Raw genomic sequence first — 23,298 nt, 5'->3', positions numbered from 1 at the left:
CAGGCCCATGCTTGGCGCACAGTCCGCAAACACTCTGCACTCCGAGGTGATCGGGATGGGTACCGGTAGCGACGCACAGACCACCGCGCGATGCCGACAGGTCGAGGCCGCGTCGCAACGCTTCAGCGAGCACGCGGCCGAGCGCGCGGAGGTGGATCGGCTCCGGGCGCGCCGCAATACCGCCGTCGTCGACGCCCCCGACCAGATCGAGGCCCGCGCCGAGCGGTTGCGCGCCACCGGCGAGGTGCCGGCGCGGACCACGGTCGAGAGCCTGCGCGCGTTGGAGCGCATCATCGACGAGGCCAACGAACTGCAGGCCGTCAATTTCCTCACCCGCGGCGTCCGCGCCGCCGACACCGTGGCGCGGATCTCGCTGTGCCACAACGGTCGCGAGATGCCGCTCGGCACCGGCTCGCTGGTCTCCCCGCAGCTGCTGCTCACCAACAACCACGTGCTGCCGTCGGCCGAGCGGGCCGCCGCGGTAGTGGTCGAGTTCCGCGCGGAGGCCGGGATCGACAACACCCAGGCCGCGCCGGTGCGGCTGCGGCCGGCGCCCGCGGACTTCTTCGTCACCGACGCCGGCCTCGACTACACCCTGGTCCGGGTGGCGCCCGGCCCGGACGGCAGGGCACCGGGCGCGGTGTTCGGCTGGAACCCGCTCATCGCCGACCAGGGCAAGATCGTGATCGGCGAGGCGATGAACGTCATCGGGCACCCGATGGGGCGGCTCAAGGAGATCTCCATCCGGAGCAACCGCCTCGACCTGCAGCTCGACGACTTCCTGCACTACTCCTCCGACACCGAGCCGGGCAGCTCCGGCTCGCCGGTCTTCAACGACCAGTGGGAGCTGGTCGCGCTGCACCACTCCGGGGTCGCCGCCACCGACAGCGACGGCCACCCGCTGCGCACCGACGGCAAGCGCTGGCAGCCCGGCGACGGCGAGGACGCCGTGCACTGGATCGCCAACGAGGGCGCCCGGGTCAGCGCGCTGCTGCGCGACCTGCGCGGGCGCGCCTTCGACGCCGCCCAGCGCGCCCTGCTCGACGAGCTCGGCCCCGCCGCATCGCTCTCGACCGGCGCGGAAACGCCCGCGACCCGGGAGGCGCTGCCCATCCCCGGCCGCGGAATCCGCGCCGCCACCGGCGCCTTCGCCGGCCGGCGCACGGTGGTGTTCCTGCACGGCCGCGGGCAGCAAGGGCGCGACCCGGCCGAGCTGCGGCGCGGCTGGGCGGCCGGGCTGAACAAGGGGCTCACCCTGGCCGGGCTGCGCCCGGTCGACCCCGCCGACATCACCTTCCCGTTCTACGGCGACCAGCTGGCGGGCAGCATCGGACGGGAACGGCTCGCCGACGCCGAGACCCCGCTCTACGCGGACCTGGTCGCCGAGGCGGCGCGACGGGTCGGAATGCCCGAGACCGGCGCCACGCCCGTCGATCCGGTGGCAGACGAGGCATTCGCCGACGTGCTTTCCCTGGCACGCACCGGACTCTCCTGGGTGGCCGCGCACAGCGGGCTGGACTCGCTGCTCATCCGCGCGATCTTCCGCGACGTCGCCGCCTACCTGGAGGACGAGGCGGTGCGCCGCGGGGTACTCGACGCCGTGCGCGCCGACCTGCCCGCGCGCGGCGAGCTGATCCTGGTCGCGCACAGTCTCGGCACCGTCGTCGCGCTCGACCTGCTCACCGAGCTGCCGCCCGAGGTGGAGGTGAGCCTGCTCGCCACCGCGGGCAGCCCGCTCGGGCTCGACGCCGTGCAGCAGCGGCTGCTGGCAGGCGGGCCGAAACGCCCCGAGCGGGTCGGCGAGTGGATCAACACCTTCTACGGCGGCGACCCGATCGCCATCGGCTGCCCGCTGCAGCGCGCCTGGGGCGGCGACCTGCGCGACCTGCCGGTCCAGAACCCGAAGGAGCGCGCCCACGACATCGCCGAGTACCTCGCCCACCCCGCCGTGGCCACCGCCATCGGCAGCAAGCTCTCCCGCTGACCACTCCCGAACCCGAGGTGTCCCATGATCATCGACAACTCCGCCGGGGCCGTGCTGGACGGCCGCGAGCGCACCGCCGCCACCGGCTACGACCCCGCCTTCCTCGCCACCGCCGTCCCCGCGCCCGCGCACGCCGACAGCACCCCCCCGCTGCCGTACACGCATTTCTCGCTGACCATGAGCCCGGCCCGCCGCCTGGCGATCTGGGTGGCGTGGAATATCGACGGCGCGGCGCTGAAACGGCTTCCCCGCACGGACCTGGAGTTCGTCAAGGACCGCAGGCTGCCCGACGACGCGCAGATCGGCAATGAGCTCTACCGCGACAACCGCCTCGACCGCGGCCATATCGCGCGCCGCGCCGATCTGCTCTGGGGTCCGCTGCGCGAGGCCGAGCGCGCCAATGCCGACTCGTTCTTCTACACCAATATCGCCCCGCAGATGGACGACTTCAACCAGAGCGCCCGCGCCGGGCTCTGGGGCAGGCTCGAGGACGCCGTCTTCGACGACGCCGAGGTCGACGCGCTCGAGGTCAGTGTCTTCGGCGGCCCGGTCCTCGCCGCCGACGACCGCGTCTACCGCGGCGTCCCGATCCCGCGCGAGTACTGGAAGGTCCTGGTCTTCACCGAGCGCGGCGCGCTGCGGGCGCGCGCCTTCCTGCTCGGCCAGAACCTGGCGCCGCTGGAGGCGCTGGAGCTCGACGAGTTCCGGGTCTTCCAGGTGCCGCTGACCGCGATCGAGCAGCGCACCGGGGTGCGGTTCCCGGCCGTGCTGCACGAGGCCGATCTGCCGATCGGCGCGGAATCGGCGGCCGCGCCGCTGGATTCGCTCGCGGCGATCCGCTGGTAGCCACGAGGCGCGCCGCCGGCCGCCGCGCGGTTCGAGTGGCCGCCGTTCACCGCGAGCATGCCGGGCGACCCGCACCCGAGGGGCTCGCTCGGCCGCGAGTACTCCCACCGGCGGGGCGAGCGCGGGCACCCGGCGCGAACGGTCAGGGGGTGACGATGGGGAACCGGGGATCGGGGGTCTCGACCAGGCCGGTCAGCGTGGTCAGCAGGGAGTCGTCGCCGTCGATGCCGACCCCGTCCAGCCCGGCGCCGCCGAGCACCCCGAGCAGCTGCGGTTTGGTGAGGGTCAGGGTGACGTCGGCCTTGCCGGGCAGCGGCGTCTCGGGGGTGTCGGTGCGCTGGGTGAGGGCGCCGCGGGAGAGGGTGAGGCGGATCGTGCGGTCGAGGTCGGTGAGGTGCCAGTCCATGGTGAAATCGGTGGCGGCGGCACGCATTCCGTCGATCCGGATGGCGAGCGAGTCGACGAGCATCTCGACCGGGAGGGCGAGCATCATCTGCGGGTCGGCGGTGTCGACGGTCACGTCGGTCACCCCCGTGCGGAGTTCACCCGCGCCCACCAGGAAGAAGTTGCGCCACGTGCCGTTCTCGGCGCCGTGGCCGAGGCGATCGTAGACCTCGGCGAGCGCCGCACGGGCGCCGTCGTGGCCGGGCTCGGCGAAGACGGCGTGGTTGAGCAGGGTGGCGGCGAAGCGCAGGTCGCCCTGCTCGGCGTAGTCGCGGCCCCTGGCGACCAGCGCGTCCACGCCGCCGTAGTCGGCGGCGAAGCGGCGGGCGGTCTCGACCGGCGGATGTTCCCACAGGTGCGCGGGGTTGCCGTCGTACCAGCCCATGTAGCGCTGGTAGACGGCCTTCACATTGTGCGAGAGCGAGCCGTAGTAGCCGCGGTTGGCCCACAGCCGGTCCAGGGCGGGCGGGAAACGCAGTTCCTCGGCGATCTCGGTGCCGGTCATGCCGCGGTTCAGCAGCCGCAGGGTCTGGTCGTGCAGGTAGGCGTACATGTCGCGCTGGCCGGTGAGCCAGCTGGTCCAATTCTCGGCGCCCCAGGTGGGCCAGTGGTGCGAGGCGAAGGCGACGTCGGCCCGCTCGCCGAAGAGCGCGACGGCTTCGTCGAGGTAGCGGGCCCAGACGCGGCTGTCGCGCACCACCGCGCCGCGCAGGGTGAGCACATTGTGCATATTGTGCGTGGCGTTCTCCGCCATGCACAGCGCGCGGCGCTCCGGGAACAGGAAATTCATCTCCGCGGGCGCCTCGGTGCCCGGGGTGAGCTGGAAGACGATGCGGACCCCGTCCACGGTCTCGGTCTGCCCGGTGGCGGTGATGTCGACCGTCGGCGGGATCAGGGTGACGGCGCCGGTGGAGGTGGTCATGCCGAGCCCGCAGCCGACCTGCCCGGCCGGGCCGCGCTCCAGCCCGGTGCCGTACATGAAGATCGCGCGGCGGGTCATGGCATTGCCCGCGTAGACGTTCTCGCTGACGGCGTGTTCCAGGAAACCGGCGGGGGCCAGCACCGGCACCTGCGCGTCGGCGTCGGGCAGTACGCCGCGGGCGCCGCCGAAGTGGTCGACGTGCGAGTGCGTGTAGATCAGCCCGGTCACCGGCCGGTCGCCGCGGTGGCGCCGGTAGAGCTCCAGCGCGGCGGCGGCGGTCTCGGCGGAGATGAGCGGGTCGATCACGATCACCCCGCGCTCGCCCTCGACCAGGGTCATGTTCGACAGGTCCAGGTTGCGGACCTGGTAGATGCCCTCGCACACCTCGAAGAGCCCCTGCAGGTTGCACAGCTGCCCCTGCCGCCACAGGCTCGGGTGCACGGTGTCCGGGCAGGCGCCGGTGAGGAAGTCGTAGGCGGTGCCGTCCCATACCGGGCGGCCGTCGGCGGTGGTGATCACCGCGGGGTCGAGCGCGCCCAGGTAGCCGCGGGTGGCGCTGTCGAAGTCGGTGGTGTCCTCGAAGTCCAGCTGCTCGGTCATGCCTACCTCCGTGCGAGTGTCAGGCCAGGGCCTTGGACTTGAGCTGCTCGAACTCCTCGGCACTGATGGTGCCCTCGTCGAGCAGCTTCTTGGCGTCGGCGATCTGGGCGGCCGAGCTGGTGCCCGCGGTCTCGCGAATGTAGGCGGTTTGGGCGTCGTGCGCCCGGCGCGCTGCCTCGGCCGAGCGCTCGGCCATCCCGCGGCTGTGCACGATCAGGTACACCAGCGAGGTCAGCAGAGGGAACACGAACAGGAACACCACCCAGATCGCCTTCACCCAGCCGGAGCTCTCCCGGTTCCGGAACAGGTCACCGATGATGAAGAACAGCAGCAGCAGGTAGGCGATGAAGGCGAAACTCACCACGACCAGCCACAAGGCTTCCCAAACCGACATCTTCCGGCTCCCTCCGGCACCGCGCGGTCGGCGGCGTCAGCGGCGACGGTATCGGCGCTAACGGTGTTCGGGTATCACCCGTTTCGGGTGATATCGCCGCCGCTCCCGCGGGCCTACGGTGATGCGGGCGGTACGGAAGGACGGTCCGCGATGCAGCATCTCCTCCCCACCGAGCAGCGGCGTTCGGTGTCCGAGCTCCACGATCGCCTCGACCTGTCGGCCGGCGACCGGCTGGCCAAGCGGTCGGCGTTCTGGATCATGCTCACGCTCTCGGCGGTGATCGCCGTCTCCGGGGTGATCGGCGACTCCACCGCGACGGTGATCGGCGCGATGATCGTGGCCCCGCTGTCGGTGCCGATCCTCGGTATCGCGCTCGGCATCGCGACCGGCAGTGCCGCGCTGATCGCGCGCAGCCTGCTGCTCGTGCTCGCGGGGGTGGCGCTGGTGGTGGGGCTGGGCTTCCTGTTCGCGCAGGTGCTGCCGAATCCGGGTGATGTGCTGGCCAATTCGCAGGTGCTCGGCCGCACCTCCCCGAAGCTCATGGACCTCACCGCCGCCCTCGCCACCGGTCTGGTCGCGGCGGTCGCCGTCACCCGCCGCGATGTCGGCGATGTGCTGCCCGGGGTGGCGATCGCGATCTCGCTGGTCCCGCCGCTCGGCGTGGTCGGCGTGTGCCTCGGCTCCGGGGCCCCGGCGTCGGCGCTGGGCGCGCTCGTGCTGTTCACCTCCAATGTCCTGGCCCTGATCGTCACCTGCACCGTGGTGCTGGTGGCGGCCGGCTACGCCACCGGGGGCGCGGGTTCCCGGCGCGGGCGCGCCTACGTCGTGCTCGCCGCGGCCCTGCTGCTGGTCGCGATCCCGATGGTGGTGAACTCGCTCTCCACCCTGTGGGCGGGCCGGATCGCCGACGCGGCGCAGAGCTGGATCGGCGACGTTCCCGGCGCCCGGGTCACCGACGTCTCCGTGGACGGCCACACCGCCACGATCTCGATCCTCGGCCCGCCGCAGCTGCCCGACCCCGCGGAGCTGCGCCGCCGCGTCGCCGAGATCGTTCCGTGGGAGCCACGGATGGTGATCGTGCACACCGTCGGTTCGCGGACCGTCGAGTAGGGCGGCCGCGAGGCCGGCGGGCGATATCACCCCCGGGTAGTTCGTGTACGGCCGCGATCGCGGCACCCGGTAACGTTCGGCGGCGGAAGGCAGGGAACACCGGTGCGAATCCGGGGCTGTCCCGCAACTGTCACCGAGGAGTGACCCGCCGATTTCGTGGCCACGACCTACCCGGGTCGGAAGGCCGGTGGGGAGCGTCGATCCGGGAGCCAGGACACCTGCGTCCGCGGTACCGGGAACACACCCCACGAGGATGGCAATGCACAACTCCACACCGCGCGCCCGCATCGGCAGGCGCGGATTTCTGCTCGGCACGGCCGGGCTGACGCTCGGCGGCGCCGCGCTGCTCACCGGCTGCGGCACCGGCGACGGCCCGCTGGTCGCCGAGGGACCGCCGCGGCGGGGCGGGCGGCTGCGCGCCGCGATCGCGGGCCGCTCGGCGGCGGCCGACGTGCTCGACCCGTACGAGGCGGGCAGCTCCGCGGGCGGGGCGGTCGCGAAGAACGTCTGGGACAAGCTGGTCGCCTACAACAACGACCTCACCCTGCGCTACCGCCTCGCCGAGGCGTTGGAGCCGAACGCGGACGGCAGTGTCTGGCGCATCGTGCTGCGGCGGGGCGTGCGCTTCAGCGACGGCTCCCCGCTGACCTCGCGCGACGTGCTCTTCAGCTTCGAGCGCATGCTCGACCCGGGCAAGCCGTCGGCGGGCGACCTCGCCATGATCGACCTGGCGAACACCCGCGCCGACGGCGAGCACGCGGTGGTGGTGCGGATGAAGTACCCGCTCGCCGACTTCGGCTCGGTGCTCGCGGGCTGGTACTGCTACGTCATCAAGGCGGGCACCACCACCTTCGACGCGCGCACGCTCCCGGTCGGCACCGGCCCGTTCGCCCTGGCGCACTGGGCGCCCGGCGACCGGACGCTGCTGCGCCGCAACGACCTGCACTGGGACGGCCCTGCGCTGCTGGACGAGGTCGAGATCATCCAGATCGCGGAGACCGAGGCCAGGATGAACGCCTTCCTCTCCAACGCGGCCGACGTGGTGCACGAGATGAGCTACCTGCAGGCGAGCACCCTGGCCGGCGACCCCGATGCCAGGGTGATCGTGCCGCCCGCCGGGCTCATGGGCGCCTTCCAGATGCGGGTGGACATGGCCCCCTTCGACGACGTCCGGGTGCGCCAGGCCATGCGGCTCGCGGTGGACCGGCAGGCCATGGCGGATGCGCTGTACTACGGCTACGGCGAGGTCGGCAACGATATCTACGGCAAGGGCGCGCCCTTCTACCACGACCGGCTGCCGCAGCGCGGCTACGACCCGGAGCGGGCGCGGGCGCTGCTGCGCGCGGCGGGCAAGGAGAACCTGACCGTCACGCTGCCGACCGCCGACGGGCTGCCCGGCCAGGTGGAGGCCGCCACGCTCTTCGCCGAGCACGCCGCGAAGGCAGGCATCACCATCACGCTGCAATCCGCCCCCGCCGACACCTATTTCTCGCAGATCAGCGGCAAGCAGCCGCTCACCCAGCTCGGCTGGTGGAACTACAGCCTGGACTACTTCTACGGCCAGACCGCCACCAGCACCTCGCCGAGCAATGGCACCGGCTGGCGCCGCCCCGGCTGGGACGCGAAGTTCGCCGAGGCCCGCGCCGCCATGGACCCGGCCCGCCGCACCGCGCTCTACGCCGAGCTGCAGGAGGAGCTCTGGAACGAGGGCGGGCTCATCCTGCACAGCTTCGCCAAGCGCCCGGACGCGGCGCGCGCGAAGGTCGGGGGGATGCGGGACGGGGTACCGGGCACCGACGACTGGGCCAACTACGCCACCACCTGGCTGGCGGGGTGAACGCGGCGCTCACCCGGTGGGCGCTGCGCAGGCTCGGCACCGCCGTCGTCGTCCTGGCGGCGGTGGCGGTGCTGGTCTTCGTGCTGTTCGAGGCGCTGGACTCCGATGCCGCCACGGTCGTGCTCGCGCGCCGGGGCGGGGCCGAGCCCAGCCCCGAGCAGCTGGCCGCGCTGCGCGCCGAGCTCGGGCTGGACCGGCCCGCGCCGGTGCGCTTCGCCGACTGGGCATCGCGGTTCGCGCACGGCGATCTGGGCACCTCGCTGCTCTCCGGGCGGCCGGTGGCGGACGTGCTGCTCGGCCGGATGGCGAACAGCGCGGTGCTGGCGCTGGTGACGGCGGTGCTGCTGGTGCCGCTGGCGCTCGGGCTCGGGTTGCTGGCCGGGGCGCGGCCGGGCTCGCGCACCGATCGGGCGATCAGTATGGGGGCGCTGACCGCGGAGTCGTTGCCGCCCTTCGCCTCCGGGGTGGTGCTGATCGCCACGGTATCGCTGACGCTGCGGCTGCTGCCCGCGGTCTCGCTGCTGCCGACCGGGGTGCCCGCCTGGAGCCGGCCGCAGATCCTGGTGCTGCCGGTGCTCTGCCTGCTCGCCGGGCTGGCGCCGCACCCGGTGCGGATGGTGCGCGCGCAGACCGCGCAGGTCGTCGCGGCGCCCTACATCCGCACCGCGCGGCTCAACGGGGTGCGCGGGCCGCGGCTGCTGCTGAAACACGTGGCGCCGAACGCCGTCTCGGCGGCGGTGCATCCGCTTGCCGGCTCGCTGGTCGGGCTGATCGGCGGGGTCGCGGTGGTGGAGACGCTGTTCGGGTATCCGGGGGTCTCGCAGGAGCTGCTGCGCGCGGTGGCGGGGCGGGACTTCCCCTTCGTGCAGTCCGCGGCGGTGCTGCTGGCCGCGGCCGGGATCGGGCTCTACCTGCTCGCCGACCTGGTGACCATGCTGACCTCGCCGCGCGCGCGTGATCTGGTGCTGGAGCGGCGATGACGCGGATCAGAACCGGGTGGGCGCTGGTCGCGGCGGCGGTGCTCCTGCTCGTGCTGACCGGGCCGGTGCTCGCACCGCACTCCCCGACCGCGGTGATCGGCGCGCCGTTCCGCTCCCCCGGCGCGGGGCACCCGCTCGGCACCGACGTGATCGGCCGCGACGTGCTCTCCCGGGTGCTGCACGGCGGGTTGCCGCTGGTGTCGATCGCGGCACTCGCGCTGGCGCTGAGCTACGCCGCCGGGATCGGGCTCGGGGTGGTGGCCGGGCTGCGGCGGCGCGCCGATCCGTGGATCAGCCGCCCGGTGGACGCCGTGGTGGTGCTGCCGTGGTTCCTGCTGCTCGCGGTGCTCGCCACCGCGCTCGGGGCGGGTCCGGTGGCGGTGGCGACGGCGACCGCGCTGGCCTCGACACCCTGGATCGTGCGGATCGTGCGCACCGCGACGGTGGAGATCGCCGCCACCGGCTACGTGGAGAGCGCGCGGGCACGCGGCGAGCCGCTGTGGCGGCTGGCGCTGGTGGAGGTGCTGCCGAATCTGCGGCCGGTGCTCGCCGCCGATGCCGGGGTGCGGCTCTCGGCGACCGTGTCGATCGTGGCGGTGAGCAGTTTCCTCGGGCTCGGGCTGCGGCCACCGTCGGCGGACTGGGCGCTCATGATCACCGAGAATCGCCAGGGGTTCGCGGTGCAGCCGGTGGCGGTGCTCGCCCCGGCGCTGCTCATCATGGCGCTGGTCGTCGCCGTGAACATGGTGAGCGACCGCGCACTCGACACCGGCCGGGCAGCGCGCCAGCCCGGTCGGGGCGACGGGGACGGCCTGCGGGTGTGCGGGCTCGGTGTGCGGGCCGCCGATGGGACTCGGATTCTGGACGGGATCGATTTCGCGCTCCCTGCCGGTAGCGCCGTCGCCGTGATCGGGCCCTCCGGGGCGGGGAAGACGACGCTCGCGCACGCGGTGCTCGGTGCGCTGCCGGACGGGCTCAGCGCGGAGGGGCAGGTGTCGACCGGTGCCGGAGACGGGGCGCGCACCGTCGGCTATGTGCCGCAGGACCCGGCCACCGGGCTCAACCCGGCGCTGCGGATCGGCACCGCCATCGCCGAGATCGCCCGCCCGCACGGGGGCGCCCCGGTCGGCGCGGCACTGCGGCGCGTGGGGCTGCCGGACGACCGCGAGTTCCGCCGCCGGTATCCGCACCAGCTCTCCGGGGGGCAGCAGCAGCGGGTGCTGCTGGCCATGGCGCTGCTCGGCGACCCGGCGGTGGTGGTGCTCGACGAGCCGGCCACCGGGCTGGACGCCGGGGCGCGGGAAGAGCTGGTGGCCACCCTGCGGCGGCTGCGCCGTGACACCGCGAGCACGCTGCTGGTGATCACCCACGACCCGGCCGCTCTCGGCTCCGTCGTGGACCACATCGCCGAACTGGATCGCGGCAGGCTGGTGTCGCTCCGGCCCGCGGGGGTCGCCGTTCCGCCGTCGCCTGCCATCCGGAAAGCGCCCGCCTGCACCGAGACCGAGCCGATCCTGCGCGTCACCGGCCTCACCATCGGGCACGACCGCGCGGTGGCCGCCGAGCTGTCGTTCACGCTCCGGCCCGGCCGCTGCCTGGCCGTCACCGGGCCGTCCGGGGTGGGCAAGACCACGCTCGCCCGCACCCTGGCCGGCCTGCACCCGCCGCGCTCGGGGAGCCTCACCCTCGACGGCCGGGCGCTGCACCCGCGGGTGGACCGGCGGACCCGCGCGCAGCGGCGCGCGATCCAGCTGGTCTTCCAGAACCCGGCCACCTCGCTCAACCCCGCGCACTCGGTCGGCGCCCAGATCACCCGGCCGCTGCGGCTGCTGCGCGGCATGACCGCGGCCGAGGCCGCCTCGGAGACCCGGCGGCTGCTCGCGGCGGTGCGGCTCGATCCCGGGCTGGCCGCGCGGCGCCCCGCCCAGCTCTCCGGCGGGCAGCAGCAGCGGGCCGCGCTGGCCAGGGCGCTGGCCGCCGGTCCGGCGGTGCTGCTCTGCGACGAGATCACGGCCTCGCTGGACCGGCGCACCGCCGCGGCCGTGCTCGATCTCCTCGGCGAACTCCGCGCCGCCGGAGTCGCCCTGCTCGTGATCAGCCACCAGGAGCAGGTCGTCGAGCGGCTGGCCGACGAGGTCATCGAGCTCGGCGCACAGCGCCGCCTGCCGCCGGGTGAGCGGATGGTGACCGCGCCGCAATTGCCGAGAAAATCGCCGGTCATCTCCGGTGGTGAGGATCATCGCGGTAGTGGTCGCAGGTGAGCGGAGGAGCCCGGTGTGGACGTGATGACGCGGGCGGCCGAACCGGGCACCGCCGTGGCGGTCGCCGGGATAGCCGCCCTCCTCGCCGAGGGGATCGCCGCGCTCGCACCGCGCGCCTGCTCCCCCGCGGCGGGGTTGCGCGCGACGCTGGCCGCCGATCTGGTGACGGCGACCGCGCTGCCCCTGGTCGACACCGCCGCCATGGACGGCTATGCGGTCGCCGGAGCCGGGCCGTGGGTGCTGCGCTCGGAGGTCGTGCGGGCGGGCCACCCCAGCAGCCGCACCCTCGCGGGCGGGACCGCGGTGCGGATCGCCACCGGGGCGCCGACCCCGCGCGGCACCACCGCGGTGCTGCGCTCGGAGGTCGTGCGGCTGCACCGCGAGGGGCAGCGCGCCACGGTGGTGCACGATCGCTCCGAGCCGGCGCGGGACGACACCCGCCGCGCCGGTGAGCACTGGCCGCAGGGGCAGCTGCTCGCGGCGGCAGGCACCAGGGTGTGCCCGGCGGTGGTGTCGGCGGCGGCCAGTGCCGAGGCGGTGCAGCTGTGGGTGCGCGGCCCGGTCGAGGCGGACGTGGTGCTCACCGGAGACGAGATCCGGACCGACGCGGGGCCGCTGCGCCACGGGCAGACCCGCGACAGCCTCGCCGCGGTGCTGCCGGAGTACCTGCGGGCCGTCGATATCGGCTGCGCGGAGCTGCGGCACCTGCCCGATTGCCCCGACCTGCTGAGTGCGTGGCTCGGTGCCGAGCAGCGCCGCGAGCTGGTGATCATGGTCGGCGCCACCGGCCGGGGCAGCGCCGATCATCTGCGCGCGGCGCTCGCCGCGCTCGGTGCGCGGGTGCTGCTCGACGGGGTCGGGTTGCGCCCCGGCGGTTCCCAGCTGGTCGCGGTGCTGCCCGGCGGGCAGGTGCTGCTGGCGCTGCCGGGCAATCCGCTCGCGGCGGTCGCCGCGCTGCTGGTCACCGCTCCCGCCATCGTCGACGCGCTGACCGCCCGCAGCACGCGGGCGCGCCGCTACGGCCGGGTCACCGGGGCCGCGATGAGCGGGACGGTGGCCCGCGCGGTCCCGGTGCGGCAGCTGCCCGGTGGCGTCTGGCAGAGCATCGGCGCGGTGCAGACCCCGCACCTGGCCGGGCTCATCGGCGCCGACGCGCTGGCGCTGCTCGATCCCGCCGCCGATCGCGGTGGCCCGGTCGAGCTGCTGCTCCTGCCGCGCTGACCCACCCGACCGGGGCCGCGTCGCTGTCCCGCTAGGCGACCGGGGCGTAGAGGAACCCGTACCCGTCGCGCAGCAGGTGCCCGTCGTCGGAGCGGACGGCATAGTTCACCGTGTAGACCCCGGCCGGGCCGAGCCCGCGCAGCACGGTCGAGACCTGCCTGCCGGAGACGACGGTGGCGGTCTGGTACTGCACCCCGTCCGGGCCGGTCACGGTGAGCGCGGCGGCGTCGGGCAGCAGCGAGGCGGCGAAGGTCAGCGTGACCTGCTGCGGGGCGACGGTGACGACCGAGGCGGGCGCGGGATCGGTGGTGCTGAGCGAGGTGTGCGCACCGGCCACGGCGCTCGGCGCGAGGATCACCGCCACCGCCGCCATCGTCAGGACCAGCATTCGCAGCCACTTCCGCATACCCGCATCACTCCTTCGCATCACGACCGGCGGGGCAGCTCCGCCCGGACCGGTTCACCCGCAACAGCATTGCACCCGACCCCGGCGCGGTGCCGCCCGGGCACCGGCCTACGCTGACCGGCACGGTGCGAAGACCGTACGGCAGGGGGTGGATGCGGCGATGACGTCCGGCGCGGGAGCGCTCCCCGCCCTACGGCTGTGCCGGTCGGCGTTCTTCGCCCTGCTCTGCGTGGCGCTCTCCGCGGCCGGGCACGCCGACGCCACCGGTGCCGCGGTGCCGGTGCCGACGCTGGTTTCGGCGCTGCTCGCGGTGGGGGCGGTGGCCTGGGTGGCGGCCGGGCGGGAGCGGGGGCCGGTCGCCGTCGCCGGCGGGCTGGCCGCCGGGCAGGTCGTGCTGCATCTGTGGTTCGGGGTCGAGCACGGTGCGCACGGGGGCGGAGCGGGGATGCTCGCCGCGCACGGGCTGGCCGCGCTGCTCTGCGGGCTCTGGCTGCTGCGCGGGGAGCGGGCGCTGTTCGCGCTGGTGCGCGCGCTGTACACCCGGGTGGTCCTGCCCGTGCGGTTCACGGTGCGCGTGCCGCCGGGGGTGGCGCCGGTCGAGTGCCCGGGTCCGGTGCCGCTGCGCGGGGTGTGGTTGCGGCACGCGCTCTCCCGGCGTGGGCCGCCGGTGGCCGCGGAGTGGCCGAGAGAGCTCGCGGTTCGCTGAGGTCGGCGGACCGCTGAGCGCCCGCGCACCGGCACGGCGGTGTGCGCCGCCCCGACCCGGCGCCGATCTGCGCCCGGGTCTCGCCCGAACCGAGGTAGACGCCCATGTGCCCCGCCCGTCCCGAGCCGCGATGGTGACCCCGCCCGCGGTCCCCGCCCTCCTCGACCCGCTGGTGCGCCAGTTCCTCGAGATCGCCCTCCCGGCGGTCGCGGAGCACCACGGCACTCCCCTGCACCTGGTGTTCCCCCAGGTCTTCGCCCGCAATGCCGGGAACCTGCGCGATGTGCTCACGGCGCGCGGTATCGACCACCGGCTCTGCTACGCACACAAGGTCAACCGATCGCAGGCCTTCGTGCGCGAGGCCCGACGCCTCGGCCTCGACATCGATGTCGCGTCGGCCGGGGAGCTGGACAGCGCGCTGCGCGCGGGTTTCCCGGCGGCGCGCGTCGAGGCCACCGGCCCCAAGGGTGAGCGCTTCCTGAAGCGGCTGCTCGCGGCAGGGGTCACGGTCAATGTCGACAACCGGTGGGAACTCGACCGGATCATCGCCCTCGCCGAGCGGCCCACCCCGATCCTGCTGCGGGTCAGCGGATTTCCCGGCACCGCCGCGAGCCGCTTCGGCATGCCGCCGGAGGAGGTGGAACGGCTCTGGCCGGTGCTGGCGGCCTGCCGCGACAGCGTGGAGCTGCGCGGCCTCTCGTTCCACCTCGACACCGGTGCGCACCGCGACCGCCTGCGCGCCGTCGCCGGCTGCCTGGCCCTGCTGGAGAGCGCCTGGGCAGGCGGCCTCGCCCCCGACGTCCTCGATATCGGCGGCGGCCTCCGCCAGGTCTTCACCGCCGACCCCGGCGCCTACGACACCTACACCCGCGCGCTGCGCGAATCCCTGCTCGACCGGCAACCGGGCCTCGCCTGGTCCGGCGCCACCTTCGGCTACCGGATCGGCGACACCGCGACGCACGGCACACCGGTCTTCCACAAGTACGCCAATACCGTCCCCGCCGCCGAGGAGCTCGCCGCGCTGCTGGATGCCGAGATCCCCGGCCACCACCGCTCGCTGGCCGCCGTCCTCACCGACAACCTGCTGCAACTCTGGCTCGAGCCGGGCAAGGCACTGGCCGACCACGCCGGGATCACCGTCGCGGCGGTGGAGTTCACCAGGGACCTGCCGGACGGGACGGTCCTGGTCAACCTCGACCTCAGCCGCGACCAGGTGACCCCGGCCGACCAGGAGACCCTGGTCGACCCGCTCCTCCTCCCCGCGGAACCGGCCGCCCCCGCACCGCTCGGCGCATTCCTCGCCGGACACCTCTGCCTGGAGCGCGACATGGTCAGCACCCGCGCGATCCGCCTCCCCTGCCGCCCCCGCCCCGGCGACCTGTTGGTCTTCCCGAATACCGCCGGCTACCACTCCGACCTCTCCGCGGCCACCGCGGCCATGCACCCGGCGCCGCCCCGGCTCGCCGTCACCCGGGAGCGGTCCACCTTCAGCACCGGCCCCGACGCCGGCTACCGCCCCACCGAGGAGGGCCCGTGCGCGCCTACGACGACATCACCGAACTGATCGGCGACACCCCGCTGCTCCGCCTCGACCCGGCCGTGCACGGCATCGAGCGGGTGCGGCTCTTCGCGAAGCTGGAGTCGCACAACCCCTTCGGCTCGGTGAAGGACCGCGCCGCCTGGGGCATGATCCGCGACGATCTGCCGTCGCTGCGCGGCCGCGGCTTCCTGGAGGCGTCCAGCGGCAATACCGCCAAGGCGCTGCGCGTGCTCGGCGCGAGACACGGGATCGGGCTGCGCGCGGTGACCAATCGGATCAAGGTCGAGGAGGTGCGCGATACGCTGCGGCTGCTCGGCACCGAGATCGTGGAGCTGCCCGGGCTCTCCGAGTGCCCCGACCCCACCGCCCCCGACGACGTCTCCGCCGTCATCGCCGCCACCCTGGCCAGGGAACCGGGGAAGTGGTACCACCCCTCGCAATACACCAACGAGCGCAATGTCGAGGCGCACTACCGCGGCACCGGCCGGGAGATCCGCGACGCGCTCGCCGGGAGCGGGATCGACCGGGTGGACTACGTGATCGGCGGGCTCGGCACCACCGGCTCCACCCGCGGCACCGCCACCGCGCTCGCCGAGCACAACCCGGCGCTGCGCACCGTCGGCGTGGTCGCCGCGCGCGACGACTTCATCCCGGGTATCCGCTCGGAGACCGAGATGTGGGACGTCGGGCTCTTCCAGCCGGATTTCTACCACCGGATCGTCGCGGTCGCCGCCGAGCACGCGGTGAGCGCCACGCTGCTGCTCGCGCACCGCTACGGCGTGCTCGCCGGGCCGACCTCCGGCGCCGCCTACGCCGCCGCCCTGGACGTATTGCGCCCGGCCGCAGCGGAATTGCGGCCCGGTGACCCGGATCTGGTCGCCGTGCTCATCGTCTGCGACCGGCTCGAGCCCTACCTGTCCTACCTGCGGGCCCGCCGCCCCGAGCTCTTCGACGACCCCGCCCGCCCGGCGCCGCCGCACCCCGCCGAGCTCGCCGCGGTCCCCCGGCTCACCCCCGCCGAGCTGGACGAACTCGACCGCGGCACCCGGATCACCATCGTCGACACCCGCGGCGCCATGGCCTACCGGGTCGCGCACATCCCCGGCTCGATCAATCTGCGCGACGACCTGCTCGGCGACCTGCACCCCGATCAGCTGCCGTTCTGCCGCTCGCGCCCGCTGATCTTCGTGTGCCCGGTCGGGCGGATCTCCCGGCACTTCGCCGCGCTGACCCGGCGGGCCGGGTACGACGCGCACAGCCTGGCGGGCGGTATCGCCGCCTGGCGCGATGCGGGGCTGCCGCTGGAGCGCCGGCGTTGAGCGGTCCCCCGGTCCCGCCGAACCGGTTCCGGGACAGGTGGGCCGAGCGCGCCGATCGAGGTGCCGGTCGGAGCCATCGCGCCGGCGGCGATCTCGGTCACGTCCTCAGCGCTCGGTTCCGGGCCGGTACGCGGCCAGGATGGGTTCGAGCTCGGCGGGGGTGGCGCCGTGCAGGATGACGCGATCGGCGCCGTGGTCGAACTCCTGCCGGATGCGGGCGGCGCACTGCGCGGGGCTGCCGGTGGCGGCGGGCTCGAGCCACTCGTCCGGCAGCAGCCCGGCGATGTGCTCGATCTGGTCCGGGGTGGCCCTGTGGTCGATGCCGCCCGGCACCGAGGTGACGACGGGGTCCCGCCGGAAGCGCTCCAGCACAGCGGGATCCCAGTCGTTGGTGCGCACCAGGAGGTCGCCGTAGCCCTGCAGGTAGGTCGCGAGCCTGGCCACGGTCTTGCGCAGCCGCAGCTCTTCGGGAAGGTGGTCGCCGACGGTCGCGAAGCACGACCACACCCGCACCTCGCCGGGGTCGCGCCCGGCCCGCTCGGCGGCCTCCTCCACGATGCGCACGCTGCGGCGCACGGTCTCCGGGGTGAAGAAGGTGTGCAGGACCACGTCGTCGAAGGCGCGCCCGCCCAGTGCGAGGGTCCGCGGGCCGAAGGCGACCAGGGCCAGCCGAATGTCCTCGCGGAACTCCGGGTCGAGCACCAGCACCGGGTATTCCCCGATCGGGCCGGTGTGGTTCACGATCACCTCGCCCCGCCACAGCCGCCGCATCACCCCGGCGAAGTCCTCCAGCTGCGCGGTCGTGACCGCCGGGACGCCGAAGGCGGTGTGGACAGCGGCGATTCCGCGCCCGATGCCGAGGGTGAACCGCCCGCCGGAGAGCCGGTGCATGGTCGTCGCCCATGCCCCGGTGATCAGCGGGTGCCTGGTGTTGTGGTTGGTGGCTGCGGTCGCGATCCGCATCCGCTCGGTCACCGCGCAGGCCGCGCCGACCAGCGAGGACGCCTCCTTGACGTTCCACCGCTCGGAGATGAAGGCGGTGCCGAGGCCGAGCGCCTCGCCCTGCCTGGCCTCCTCGACCAGGGTGCGCGGGTCGCCCGCGCCCGCGAGCAGGTAGTAGCCGAGATCGTCGAGCGTTCTGCGCACGCCCGGGTTACCCGACGCCACCACCTCGCGGGCGCTGCGCGGCGGGCTCACGCGGCGGCGATCAGGTCGAGGGTGCCGAGTTCGCGGATGGCGCGGCAGCCGCGGTCGAGCATGGTCGCGATCATGTCGTCGCCGCGGTCGGTGGCGGCGGCGAAGGCGAAGCCGAGCGCGGTCAGCACCGGGATCTGCAGCATGCCGACGCGGTAGTCCTGCCAGCAGGTTTCGGCGGTGTAGCCGGTAACGCCGTACCCGGTGAGCTCGCGGTGGTAGTGGGCGACGAGCTCGCGCTCCCGTGCGGCGCGCACCGGAGGCAGCAGGCTGGTGCCGAGGAAGTAGGCGAGGTCGCGGGCGGGCAGCCCGACGCTCACCGTCTGCCAGTCGACCACGGTGACCCGGGTCCCGCCGGGGTGGAAGAGCAGGTTGTCGACGCGGAAGTCGCCGTGCAGCACCGCGAAGCGGTCGGGGGCGTAGAGCAGCCAGGGCTCGGTCAGCTCGGCGACCAGGGCGAGGGTGGCGCGGTCGGCGAGGCGGTCGCCGAGCTTGTCCAGGGTGATGTCGAGGGCGGTGCGGGTGATCGCGGCGAGCCCGGCGGCCAGGTTCGCGTCCGGTTTCGGCATGGCGGTACCGGTGAAGGTCAGCCAGGCCGGGTCGCACCAGCGCGGGCCGTGCAGCCCGGCGAGCGCGGTGACCGCGGGCTCCGCCTGCTCCGGGGGGCAGCCGGCGAGCTGGTCGCCCTGGGCCGCCGGGGCGAGGTCCTCCAGGAGCAGCACGAAATCGGTGGCGCTCTCGGTGATGTCGCAGTGGTAGACGGCCGGGAGCGGCACCGCGACCGAGGCGGCGACCTCGTCGTAGAAGGCGCACTCGGAGCGGTAGCCGAGTGCGCAGCGCTCGCGGATCGCCGGGTCCCGGGCGGGGAGCTTGGCGACCAGGGTGGGCGGGAGCCCGGATTCCGGCGGGGCGGTGGGCGTCACGCGGTAGGTGGCGCCGGTCTGGCCGGTGCCGATGGGCTCGACGCGGACGGCGTCGACGGCCACGCCGAGCACGTCGGTGAGCCAGTGCGCGGTGATGTCCCGCGGACCGGACGGGATCGAGTGGTTCGGCATCGAGACCGGCGTCCTTGCTTTCGGGATCGGTGATCCGATCACGCTACCCAAGTCGTAGTCAGTCGTCCAGACAGGTGTCCACTTTACTTTCCGTGGCCGCGAGGACCTCCAGGAACCGCGCCGCGGCCGGGGACGGCTCCGGGGTCGCCCACGCCGCCGCCAGCGGGACCGCGGGCGCGCCTGGCACCGGGCGGAAGACCACGCCGGGGCGGGTGGCGCGGGCGATCCCGCTGGTCACGAAGCCGACCCCGGCGCCTGCCGCGACCAGCCCGGCCAGCGTGGTCATCGGAGTCGCCTCCTGCACGATGCGCGGCTCGGCGCCCGCCGCGCGGAGGCGGGAAACGAGCGCGTCGAAGAGGGCGGGGCCGATATGCCTCGGCGCGGCGAGCAGGGGTTCGCCGCGCAGGTCGGCGAAGCCGATATCGGGCTGCCCGGCGAGGCGGTGCCCGGCCGGGACGGCGAGGACGAGCTGCTCGCCGGGCAGCTCGGTGCTGCGCAGGTGCGGGCGCTCCAGCGGCGGGTGCAGCACGCCGAGGTCGATCGTGCCGCGGTCGAGCGCCTCCTCCAGGGCGGGCGAGTTGACCTCGGTCAGGTCGACGGCGACCTGCGGGCAGGCGCCGCGGAAGCGCTGCACCGCGTGCGGCAGCGCGGTGTAGGAGGCGATGACAGTGAAGCCGAGCCGCAGCCTGCCCCGCAGTCCGCGCGCGGCCCCGCGGGCGGCATCGGCGGCCTGTTCGCCCCTGGCCAGCGCGGCCGCGGCCGGGTCGCGGAAGGCGACGCCCGCGGCGGTGAGCCGGACGCCGCGGCGATTGCGCTCCAGCAGCGCCACCCCGACCTCGCGCTCCAGCGTGCGGATACGCTGGCTCAGCGCCGGCTGACTGAGGTGCAGGTCCTCGGCGGCCCTGGCGAAGTGCAGGGTCTCCGCGACGCGCAGGAAGCACTCGATCGATCGCAGGTCCACCCCCGTGATCGTAGTTCCTTATCACGGAGTCCGAACTTCCGATTGATTGCCGATCACCGGGCGCTCGACACTGAACAGGTGATCGGATTCAGACTCTTCGCGGCCTGCTCGGCGGCCGCCCTCGTCACGGCCTGCGCGGCCGACGACGCGCCTGCCGGGCCGACCATCGACCGCATCGTCACCATCGCCGACGGCGACCACCTCGCCAGCACCTACGGTGACGGCATCCTCGCTCCCCCCGGCAACCAGGACCTGCTCGTCACCTCGGCGCTCCGGGACGGCCAGGTCACCGCGACCGGGGAGGTGGCGGTCTCCAATTCGGTGACCGCGCCACCCGAGGTCGTCGATCTCACCCCGGACGGCTCGGTCGCCTTCGTCGCCGAGCGGCTGGGCAGGCCCGCGCCGGGGGTCACCCGGGCCGCCGAGTTGCCCGCCGGTGCGCTCGTCACCGCGGTGCGGCTGCCGGATTCCGGAGCACCGGAGGTCGTCGACACCGTCCGGGTGCCGTCGCCGGAGGCGCTCGCGGTCTCCCCGGACGGGGAGTGGCTGGCGGTGGTCGCCAACGCAGCAGCCGCCGAGCTGTGGCTGCTGCCCTGGGCGGGCACCGCCTTCGGCGACCCGCTCCGCTTCGACCTGGCCGCGCTCGGCGTCACCGGCGCCGGGCCGGGCCCGCGCGGCGGGGTCACCGCCACCAATGTCCAGTGGCACCCCGACGGCAGGGCGCTCGCGGTGAACGTCGACACCCAGGACCGCGTCGCCTTCCTGACCGTGGACGGCCCCACCGTGCGGCCGTGGGGCGCGCCGGTGCCGACCGGCCCCGACCCCTTCGTCGGCCGCTTCACCCCCGACGGCCGCCACTACCTGACCTCGAACTGGGGCCGGAACCTGACCGCGCCCAGCTTGGCCGAGCGCCTCCCCGATCGCGCCTCCACCATCAGCCTGATCCGCCTCGACGACACCGGCGCGCACACGGTCGTGGCCACCGTCGATTCCGGCGAGTCCGCCGAGGGGCTCGCCGTCAGCCCGGACGGCCGCCACGTCGCCACGGTGAACATGCGCGGCTCCGCCCTGCCGCCGGGCACGCCCGGCCACGACGACCGCTCCTCGGTCACGCTGCTCCGCCTGGACGGCGAAACCCTCACTCGCGTGGGCGAATACCCGCTCGACGGGGTGCTGCCCGAGGGTGGCGCCTTCGACCCGGACGGCCGGTACTTCCTGGCGACGGTGTTCCAGGGGTACAGCCCCGACCGGCCGGGGTCGGGGCTGCAGGTCTACGAGCTGGGTGCCGAGGGGCTCACCCCGGTGCAGCGCATCCCGCTACCGCACGGGACGCACCACGTCGTCGTGCGCTGAGCGGGGCCGCGGGCCGGCGTGCCGGACCGCGCGCCGGAGGGTGAGCGCCAGCCACACCGTGCCCGCCCCGCCGACCACGTGGCCGATCCGCACGATCGGGGTCGGCAGCAGGAAGGTCAGGCACAGCGCCGACAGCCCGAGCACGTACAGGGCGACCGCCGCCGCAGATGATGCCCGCGACCGCACTGAGCCGCAGCACGGGCGTCGGCCAGTACTCGGCGCCGCTGGCCGAGCGGCTCGCCGCGCTGGCCCGCCCGGCGGCCGCGCCGATCGCGCCGACCGAGCGCAAGACCCTGCTCTGAAATCGGCTTGCGCGCCCTGCGCCGCCGCGGTTTCCTGGGGGTACCCGAGGCGGAGAGGAGGCGGATCGTGGCGGCGGACCTCGCGGTAACGCGGGCACTGGTCATTCCCGCGTCCGAGCTGCGTGAACGGTTCTCCCGGTCGTCCGGGCCCGGCGGGCAGGGCGTCAATACCACCGACAGCCGGGTGGAGCTGTCGTTCGACCTCGCGCGCTCGCCATCGGTGCCGGAGCGGTTGCGCACGCGGATGGTCGAGCGGCTCGGCTCCCGGCTGGCCGACGGGGTCCTGACGATCGCCGCCTCCGAGCAGCGCGCGCAGCTGCAGAATCGCGCGGCGGCGCGCGAACGGCTGGCCGCGCTGCTGCGCGCAGCCGCTGCCGCGCCGCCCCCGGTGCGCCGGGCCACCACACCCTCGCGCGGGTCGCAGGAGCGGCGGATCGCGGCGAAGAAGCGGCGCGGGGTCACCAAGCGGAATCGTCGCGCGGCGTTCGACGACTGAACGGCGGGTGGTGAAGGGGGTTGCGCGGCGCGCGGGCACCCGGTCCCCGGAGCGCCGGAATCTCCGGGGCGGCAGCGTTTCCCGCACGGCGGAACGGGCATTGCCGAACCAGTCCATCCCAGCTCAGGAGTCGAGATGCCCACCTTCGCCCGCCGTCGTTCCGCGACCCGCAATACCAGCCTGCTCGGTGTGATCGTGCTGGTCTGGCTGCTCATCGGCGTGATCGCCGGAGCGCAGCGCAACTACTACGACAGCGCCCCGACGAACTGCGCGAGCACCGGCACCATCGCGCTCACCATCATCGCGGGCCCGCTGAACTACCTGGGCGCCAACCCGAAGACCGACTGCGACGTCGACCTGCCGCAGCCCAGCCAGTAACGACTCGGGCGGGCTGCCTGCCTCGACGGTGAGCGGCAGCCCGCACCGGATCGTCGACCATTGACTCCTCCTGCTCCGAAATATGCCTTGCCAGACATATAACCACAGAGGTATCTTTACCCGGTGACGAGTGACCCGTTCGCGGTGGTGGCCGAACCCCAGCGCCGCCGGATCCTGGAGCGGTTGCGCACCGGCGAGGCGACCGTCGGCGACCTCGTCGAACACCTGGAGCTGCCGCAGCCCGCCGTCTCGAAACACCTGCGCGTGCTGCGCGATTCCGGCTTCGTCAGCTGCGAGGTGGCCGGGCAGCGCCGGATCTACCGGCTCGCCCCCGCCCCCTTCCAGCAGCTGGAGGGCTGGCTGACCCCGTACCTGCGGCTCTGGGACCACCACCTCGATGCCCTCGCCCGGCATCTCGACCGGAAGGACCCTCCCCCGTGACCACGAATTCCTATGAGCCCGGCCCGATCCGGAAGGCCGAGGTCACCCGCAGCGGCGACCGGTGGGCGCTGATCTTCACCCGCGACTTCCCGCAGCCGCCCGCCGCGGTCTGGGCGGCGCTGACCGACCCGGACGAGCTCAGGCAGTGGTCCCCCTACACCGCCGACCGCCCGCTCACCGCCACCGGCCCGGTCACGCTCATCGCGATCGACGACGCCGAGGAGCGCGCGCTGCCCGGCGAGATCACCGCCGCCGATCCGCCCGCCCTGCTCGAATTCACCTGGGACACCGATGTCCTGCGCTGGGAACTCACCGAAACGCCGGACGGCACCAGGCTGCGCCTCACACACCACCTCACCGACCCCGCGAGCTCGGACATGGCGGCCGCGGGGTGGCACATCTGCCTCGACGTGGTCGAGCTGCTGCTCGCGGGCACCCCGGTCGGCCCGGTCACCGGGCCGGACGCGCTCGACCACGGCTGGACCGAGCTCAGGGCGCGCTACGCCGAGCAGCTCGGGCTCGGCACCCCGCGGTAGGCAGCGCCGTCC

General features: G+C 74.1%; 23 protein-coding genes and 1 riboswitch. Of the genes, 16 read left to right on the top strand and 7 right to left on the bottom strand.

Annotated features, from left to right (window positions below; all coding sequences use genetic code 11):
* The first annotated feature begins 55 nt into the window (after positions 1-55).
* Both NH2_RS06980 and NH2_RS06975 read left to right on the top strand, forming a co-directional pair.
* Entirely contained in the window at positions 56-1,984 is a 1,929-nt protein-coding gene (locus tag NH2_RS06980) for a trypsin-like serine peptidase (protein WP_067650064.1), read from the top strand.
* A gap of 24 nt (positions 1,985-2,008) precedes the next feature.
* Complete coding sequence (locus NH2_RS06975) at positions 2,009-2,830, top strand: DNA/RNA non-specific endonuclease (RefSeq protein WP_067650062.1); 822 nt, start codon at positions 2,009-2,011, stop codon at positions 2,828-2,830.
* Between the two features lie 142 nt (positions 2,831-2,972).
* Here NH2_RS06975 and NH2_RS06970 read toward each other — a convergent pair whose 3' ends face one another.
* Positions 2,973-4,796: an alkyl/aryl-sulfatase gene (locus NH2_RS06970; RefSeq protein WP_067650059.1), complete on the bottom strand. Its 1,824-nt coding sequence runs from the start codon at positions 4,794-4,796 to the stop codon at positions 2,973-2,975.
* A 19-nt stretch (positions 4,797-4,815) separates the two neighbouring features.
* The gene (locus NH2_RS06965; RefSeq protein ID WP_067650056.1) at positions 4,816-5,190 is read right to left on the bottom strand and encodes an SHOCT domain-containing protein; all 375 of its coding nucleotides are present in this window, start codon (positions 5,188-5,190) and stop codon (positions 4,816-4,818) included.
* A 150-nt stretch (positions 5,191-5,340) separates the two neighbouring features.
* Here NH2_RS06965 and NH2_RS06960 point away from each other — a divergent pair, with 150 nt between their 5' ends.
* From NH2_RS06960 to NH2_RS06940, 5 genes are all read left to right on the top strand, one after another.
* Positions 5,341-6,300 carry a DUF389 domain-containing protein gene (locus NH2_RS06960; protein WP_067650054.1) on the top strand — a complete coding sequence of 320 codons (960 nt, stop codon included), beginning with the start codon at positions 5,341-5,343 and terminating at the stop codon, positions 6,298-6,300.
* Between the two features lie 91 nt (positions 6,301-6,391).
* Positions 6,392-6,520, top strand: a riboswitch (cobalamin riboswitch).
* A 39-nt stretch (positions 6,521-6,559) separates the two neighbouring features.
* The gene (locus NH2_RS06955) at positions 6,560-8,137 is read left to right on the top strand and encodes an ABC transporter substrate-binding protein (RefSeq protein ID WP_067650051.1); all 1,578 of its coding nucleotides are present in this window, start codon (positions 6,560-6,562) and stop codon (positions 8,135-8,137) included.
* Complete coding sequence (locus NH2_RS06950) at positions 8,134-9,117, top strand: ABC transporter permease (RefSeq protein ID WP_067650048.1); 984 nt, start codon at positions 8,134-8,136, stop codon at positions 9,115-9,117. Before NH2_RS06955 ends, NH2_RS06950 begins: the two co-directional genes overlap by 4 nt.
* Complete coding sequence (locus tag NH2_RS06945) at positions 9,114-11,378, top strand: ABC transporter ATP-binding protein/permease (RefSeq protein ID WP_067650045.1); 2,265 nt, start codon at positions 9,114-9,116, stop codon at positions 11,376-11,378. Before NH2_RS06950 ends, NH2_RS06945 begins: the two co-directional genes overlap by 4 nt.
* A gap of 24 nt (positions 11,379-11,402) precedes the next feature.
* The gene (locus NH2_RS06940) at positions 11,403-12,599 is read left to right on the top strand and encodes a molybdopterin-binding protein (protein ID WP_067652413.1); all 1,197 of its coding nucleotides are present in this window, start codon (positions 11,403-11,405) and stop codon (positions 12,597-12,599) included.
* A gap of 31 nt (positions 12,600-12,630) precedes the next feature.
* Here NH2_RS06940 and NH2_RS06935 read toward each other — a convergent pair whose 3' ends face one another.
* Positions 12,631-13,005: a copper resistance CopC family protein gene (locus tag NH2_RS06935; RefSeq protein ID WP_067650042.1), complete on the bottom strand. Its 375-nt coding sequence runs from the start codon at positions 13,003-13,005 to the stop codon at positions 12,631-12,633.
* 160 nt (positions 13,006-13,165) lie between these two features.
* On the opposite strand from NH2_RS06935, the gene NH2_RS06930 reads away from it, so the two are divergent.
* The 3 genes from NH2_RS06930 (at position 13,166) to NH2_RS06920 (ending at position 16,570) form a co-directional block, all read left to right on the top strand.
* Complete coding sequence (locus NH2_RS06930) at positions 13,166-13,711, top strand: hypothetical protein (RefSeq protein ID WP_067650039.1); 546 nt, start codon at positions 13,166-13,168, stop codon at positions 13,709-13,711.
* A gap of 130 nt (positions 13,712-13,841) precedes the next feature.
* On the top strand, positions 13,842-15,275 hold the full coding sequence (locus NH2_RS06925) for an alanine racemase (protein ID WP_157103640.1): 1,434 nt from the start codon (positions 13,842-13,844) through the stop codon (positions 15,273-15,275).
* Positions 15,245-16,570 carry a pyridoxal-phosphate dependent enzyme gene (locus NH2_RS06920; RefSeq protein ID WP_067650035.1) on the top strand — a complete coding sequence of 442 codons (1,326 nt, stop codon included), beginning with the start codon at positions 15,245-15,247 and terminating at the stop codon, positions 16,568-16,570. The genes NH2_RS06925 and NH2_RS06920 overlap by 31 nt, the downstream gene beginning before the upstream one ends.
* Positions 16,571-16,675: 105 nt before the next feature.
* Here the strand turns inward: NH2_RS06920 and NH2_RS06915 are convergent, their stop codons facing one another.
* Genes NH2_RS06915 through NH2_RS06905 form a run of 3 tightly spaced genes read right to left on the bottom strand, consistent with a single transcriptional unit; the run spans position 16,676 to position 19,780 of the window.
* Positions 16,676-17,716: a TIGR03857 family LLM class F420-dependent oxidoreductase gene (locus NH2_RS06915; RefSeq protein ID WP_067652408.1), complete on the bottom strand. Its 1,041-nt coding sequence runs from the start codon at positions 17,714-17,716 to the stop codon at positions 16,676-16,678.
* A 47-nt stretch (positions 17,717-17,763) separates the two neighbouring features.
* Positions 17,764-18,819 (bottom strand): phosphotransferase family protein, encoded by a 1,056-nt coding sequence (locus NH2_RS06910; protein ID WP_067650031.1) that lies wholly within the window; start codon positions 18,817-18,819, stop codon positions 17,764-17,766.
* Positions 18,820-18,877: 58 nt separating this feature from the next.
* Entirely contained in the window at positions 18,878-19,780 is a 903-nt protein-coding gene (locus NH2_RS06905; protein WP_067650028.1) for a LysR family transcriptional regulator, read from the bottom strand.
* A gap of 78 nt (positions 19,781-19,858) precedes the next feature.
* Here NH2_RS06905 and NH2_RS06900 point away from each other — a divergent pair, with 78 nt between their 5' ends.
* Positions 19,859-21,133: a lactonase family protein gene (locus NH2_RS06900; protein WP_067652406.1), complete on the top strand. Its 1,275-nt coding sequence runs from the start codon at positions 19,859-19,861 to the stop codon at positions 21,131-21,133.
* Here NH2_RS06900 and NH2_RS06895 read toward each other — a convergent pair.
* A complete protein-coding gene (locus tag NH2_RS06895) occupies positions 21,098-21,277 on the bottom strand; it encodes a hypothetical protein (RefSeq protein ID WP_067650025.1) in 180 nt (59 codons plus the stop codon). The genes NH2_RS06900 and NH2_RS06895 overlap by 36 nt on opposite strands.
* Before the next feature lie 23 nt (positions 21,278-21,300).
* Here NH2_RS06895 and NH2_RS30110 point away from each other — a divergent pair, with 23 nt between their 5' ends.
* The 5 genes from NH2_RS30110 (at position 21,301) to NH2_RS06875 (ending at position 23,286) form a co-directional block, all read left to right on the top strand.
* Positions 21,301-21,435: a hypothetical protein gene (locus NH2_RS30110; protein ID WP_281202014.1), complete on the top strand. Its 135-nt coding sequence runs from the start codon at positions 21,301-21,303 to the stop codon at positions 21,433-21,435.
* Positions 21,436-21,502: 67 nt separating this feature from the next.
* Positions 21,503-21,931: an alternative ribosome rescue aminoacyl-tRNA hydrolase ArfB gene (gene arfB / locus NH2_RS06890; RefSeq protein ID WP_067650022.1), complete on the top strand. Its 429-nt coding sequence runs from the start codon at positions 21,503-21,505 to the stop codon at positions 21,929-21,931.
* Positions 21,932-22,066: 135 nt separating this feature from the next.
* Complete coding sequence (locus tag NH2_RS06885) at positions 22,067-22,309, top strand: hypothetical protein (RefSeq protein ID WP_067650019.1); 243 nt, start codon at positions 22,067-22,069, stop codon at positions 22,307-22,309.
* 123 nt (positions 22,310-22,432) lie between these two features.
* Entirely contained in the window at positions 22,433-22,750 is a 318-nt protein-coding gene (locus tag NH2_RS06880) for an ArsR/SmtB family transcription factor (RefSeq protein ID WP_067650016.1), read from the top strand.
* Positions 22,747-23,286 (top strand): SRPBCC family protein, encoded by a 540-nt coding sequence (locus NH2_RS06875; RefSeq protein ID WP_067650013.1) that lies wholly within the window; start codon positions 22,747-22,749, stop codon positions 23,284-23,286. Before NH2_RS06880 ends, NH2_RS06875 begins: the two co-directional genes overlap by 4 nt.
* Positions 23,287-23,298: the final 12 nt, after the last annotated feature.

Source organism: Nocardia harenae NBRC 108248, assembly GCF_001612885.1.
Classification (GTDB): domain Bacteria; phylum Actinomycetota; class Actinomycetes; order Mycobacteriales; family Mycobacteriaceae; genus Nocardia; species Nocardia harenae.
The sequence above is the reverse complement of the archived record's forward strand: the minus strand, read 5'-3'. Positions and strand labels throughout refer to the sequence as shown.

What these genes read in the sequence shown, in the direction of transcription:
- NH2_RS06980 (WP_067650064.1), top strand. Translation starts at nt 56, where the DNA reads ATGGGTACCGGTAGCGACGCACAGACCACCGCGCGATGCCGACAGGTC.
- NH2_RS06975 (WP_067650062.1), top strand. Translation starts at nt 2,009, where the DNA reads ATGATCATCGACAACTCCGCCGGGGCCGTGCTGGACGGCCGCGAGCGC.
- NH2_RS06970 (WP_067650059.1), bottom strand. Translation starts at nt 4,796, where the DNA reads ATGACCGAGCAGCTGGACTTCGAGGACACCACCGACTTCGACAGCGCC.
- NH2_RS06965 (WP_067650056.1), bottom strand. Translation starts at nt 5,190, where the DNA reads ATGTCGGTTTGGGAAGCCTTGTGGCTGGTCGTGGTGAGTTTCGCCTTC.
- NH2_RS06960 (WP_067650054.1), top strand. Translation starts at nt 5,341, where the DNA reads ATGCAGCATCTCCTCCCCACCGAGCAGCGGCGTTCGGTGTCCGAGCTC.
- NH2_RS06955 (WP_067650051.1), top strand. Translation starts at nt 6,560, where the DNA reads ATGCACAACTCCACACCGCGCGCCCGCATCGGCAGGCGCGGATTTCTG.
- NH2_RS06945 (WP_067650045.1), top strand. Translation starts at nt 9,114, where the DNA reads ATGACGCGGATCAGAACCGGGTGGGCGCTGGTCGCGGCGGCGGTGCTC.
- NH2_RS06940 (WP_067652413.1), top strand. Translation starts at nt 11,403, where the DNA reads ATGACGCGGGCGGCCGAACCGGGCACCGCCGTGGCGGTCGCCGGGATA.
- NH2_RS06935 (WP_067650042.1), bottom strand. Translation starts at nt 13,005, where the DNA reads ATGCGGAAGTGGCTGCGAATGCTGGTCCTGACGATGGCGGCGGTGGCG.
- NH2_RS06930 (WP_067650039.1), top strand. Translation starts at nt 13,166, where the DNA reads ATGACGTCCGGCGCGGGAGCGCTCCCCGCCCTACGGCTGTGCCGGTCG.
- NH2_RS06925 (WP_157103640.1), top strand. Translation starts at nt 13,842, where the DNA reads ATGGTGACCCCGCCCGCGGTCCCCGCCCTCCTCGACCCGCTGGTGCGC.
- NH2_RS06910 (WP_067650031.1), bottom strand. Translation starts at nt 18,819, where the DNA reads ATGCCGAACCACTCGATCCCGTCCGGTCCGCGGGACATCACCGCGCAC.
- NH2_RS30110 (WP_281202014.1), top strand. Translation starts at nt 21,301, where the DNA reads ATGATGCCCGCGACCGCACTGAGCCGCAGCACGGGCGTCGGCCAGTAC.
- NH2_RS06885 (WP_067650019.1), top strand. Translation starts at nt 22,067, where the DNA reads ATGCCCACCTTCGCCCGCCGTCGTTCCGCGACCCGCAATACCAGCCTG.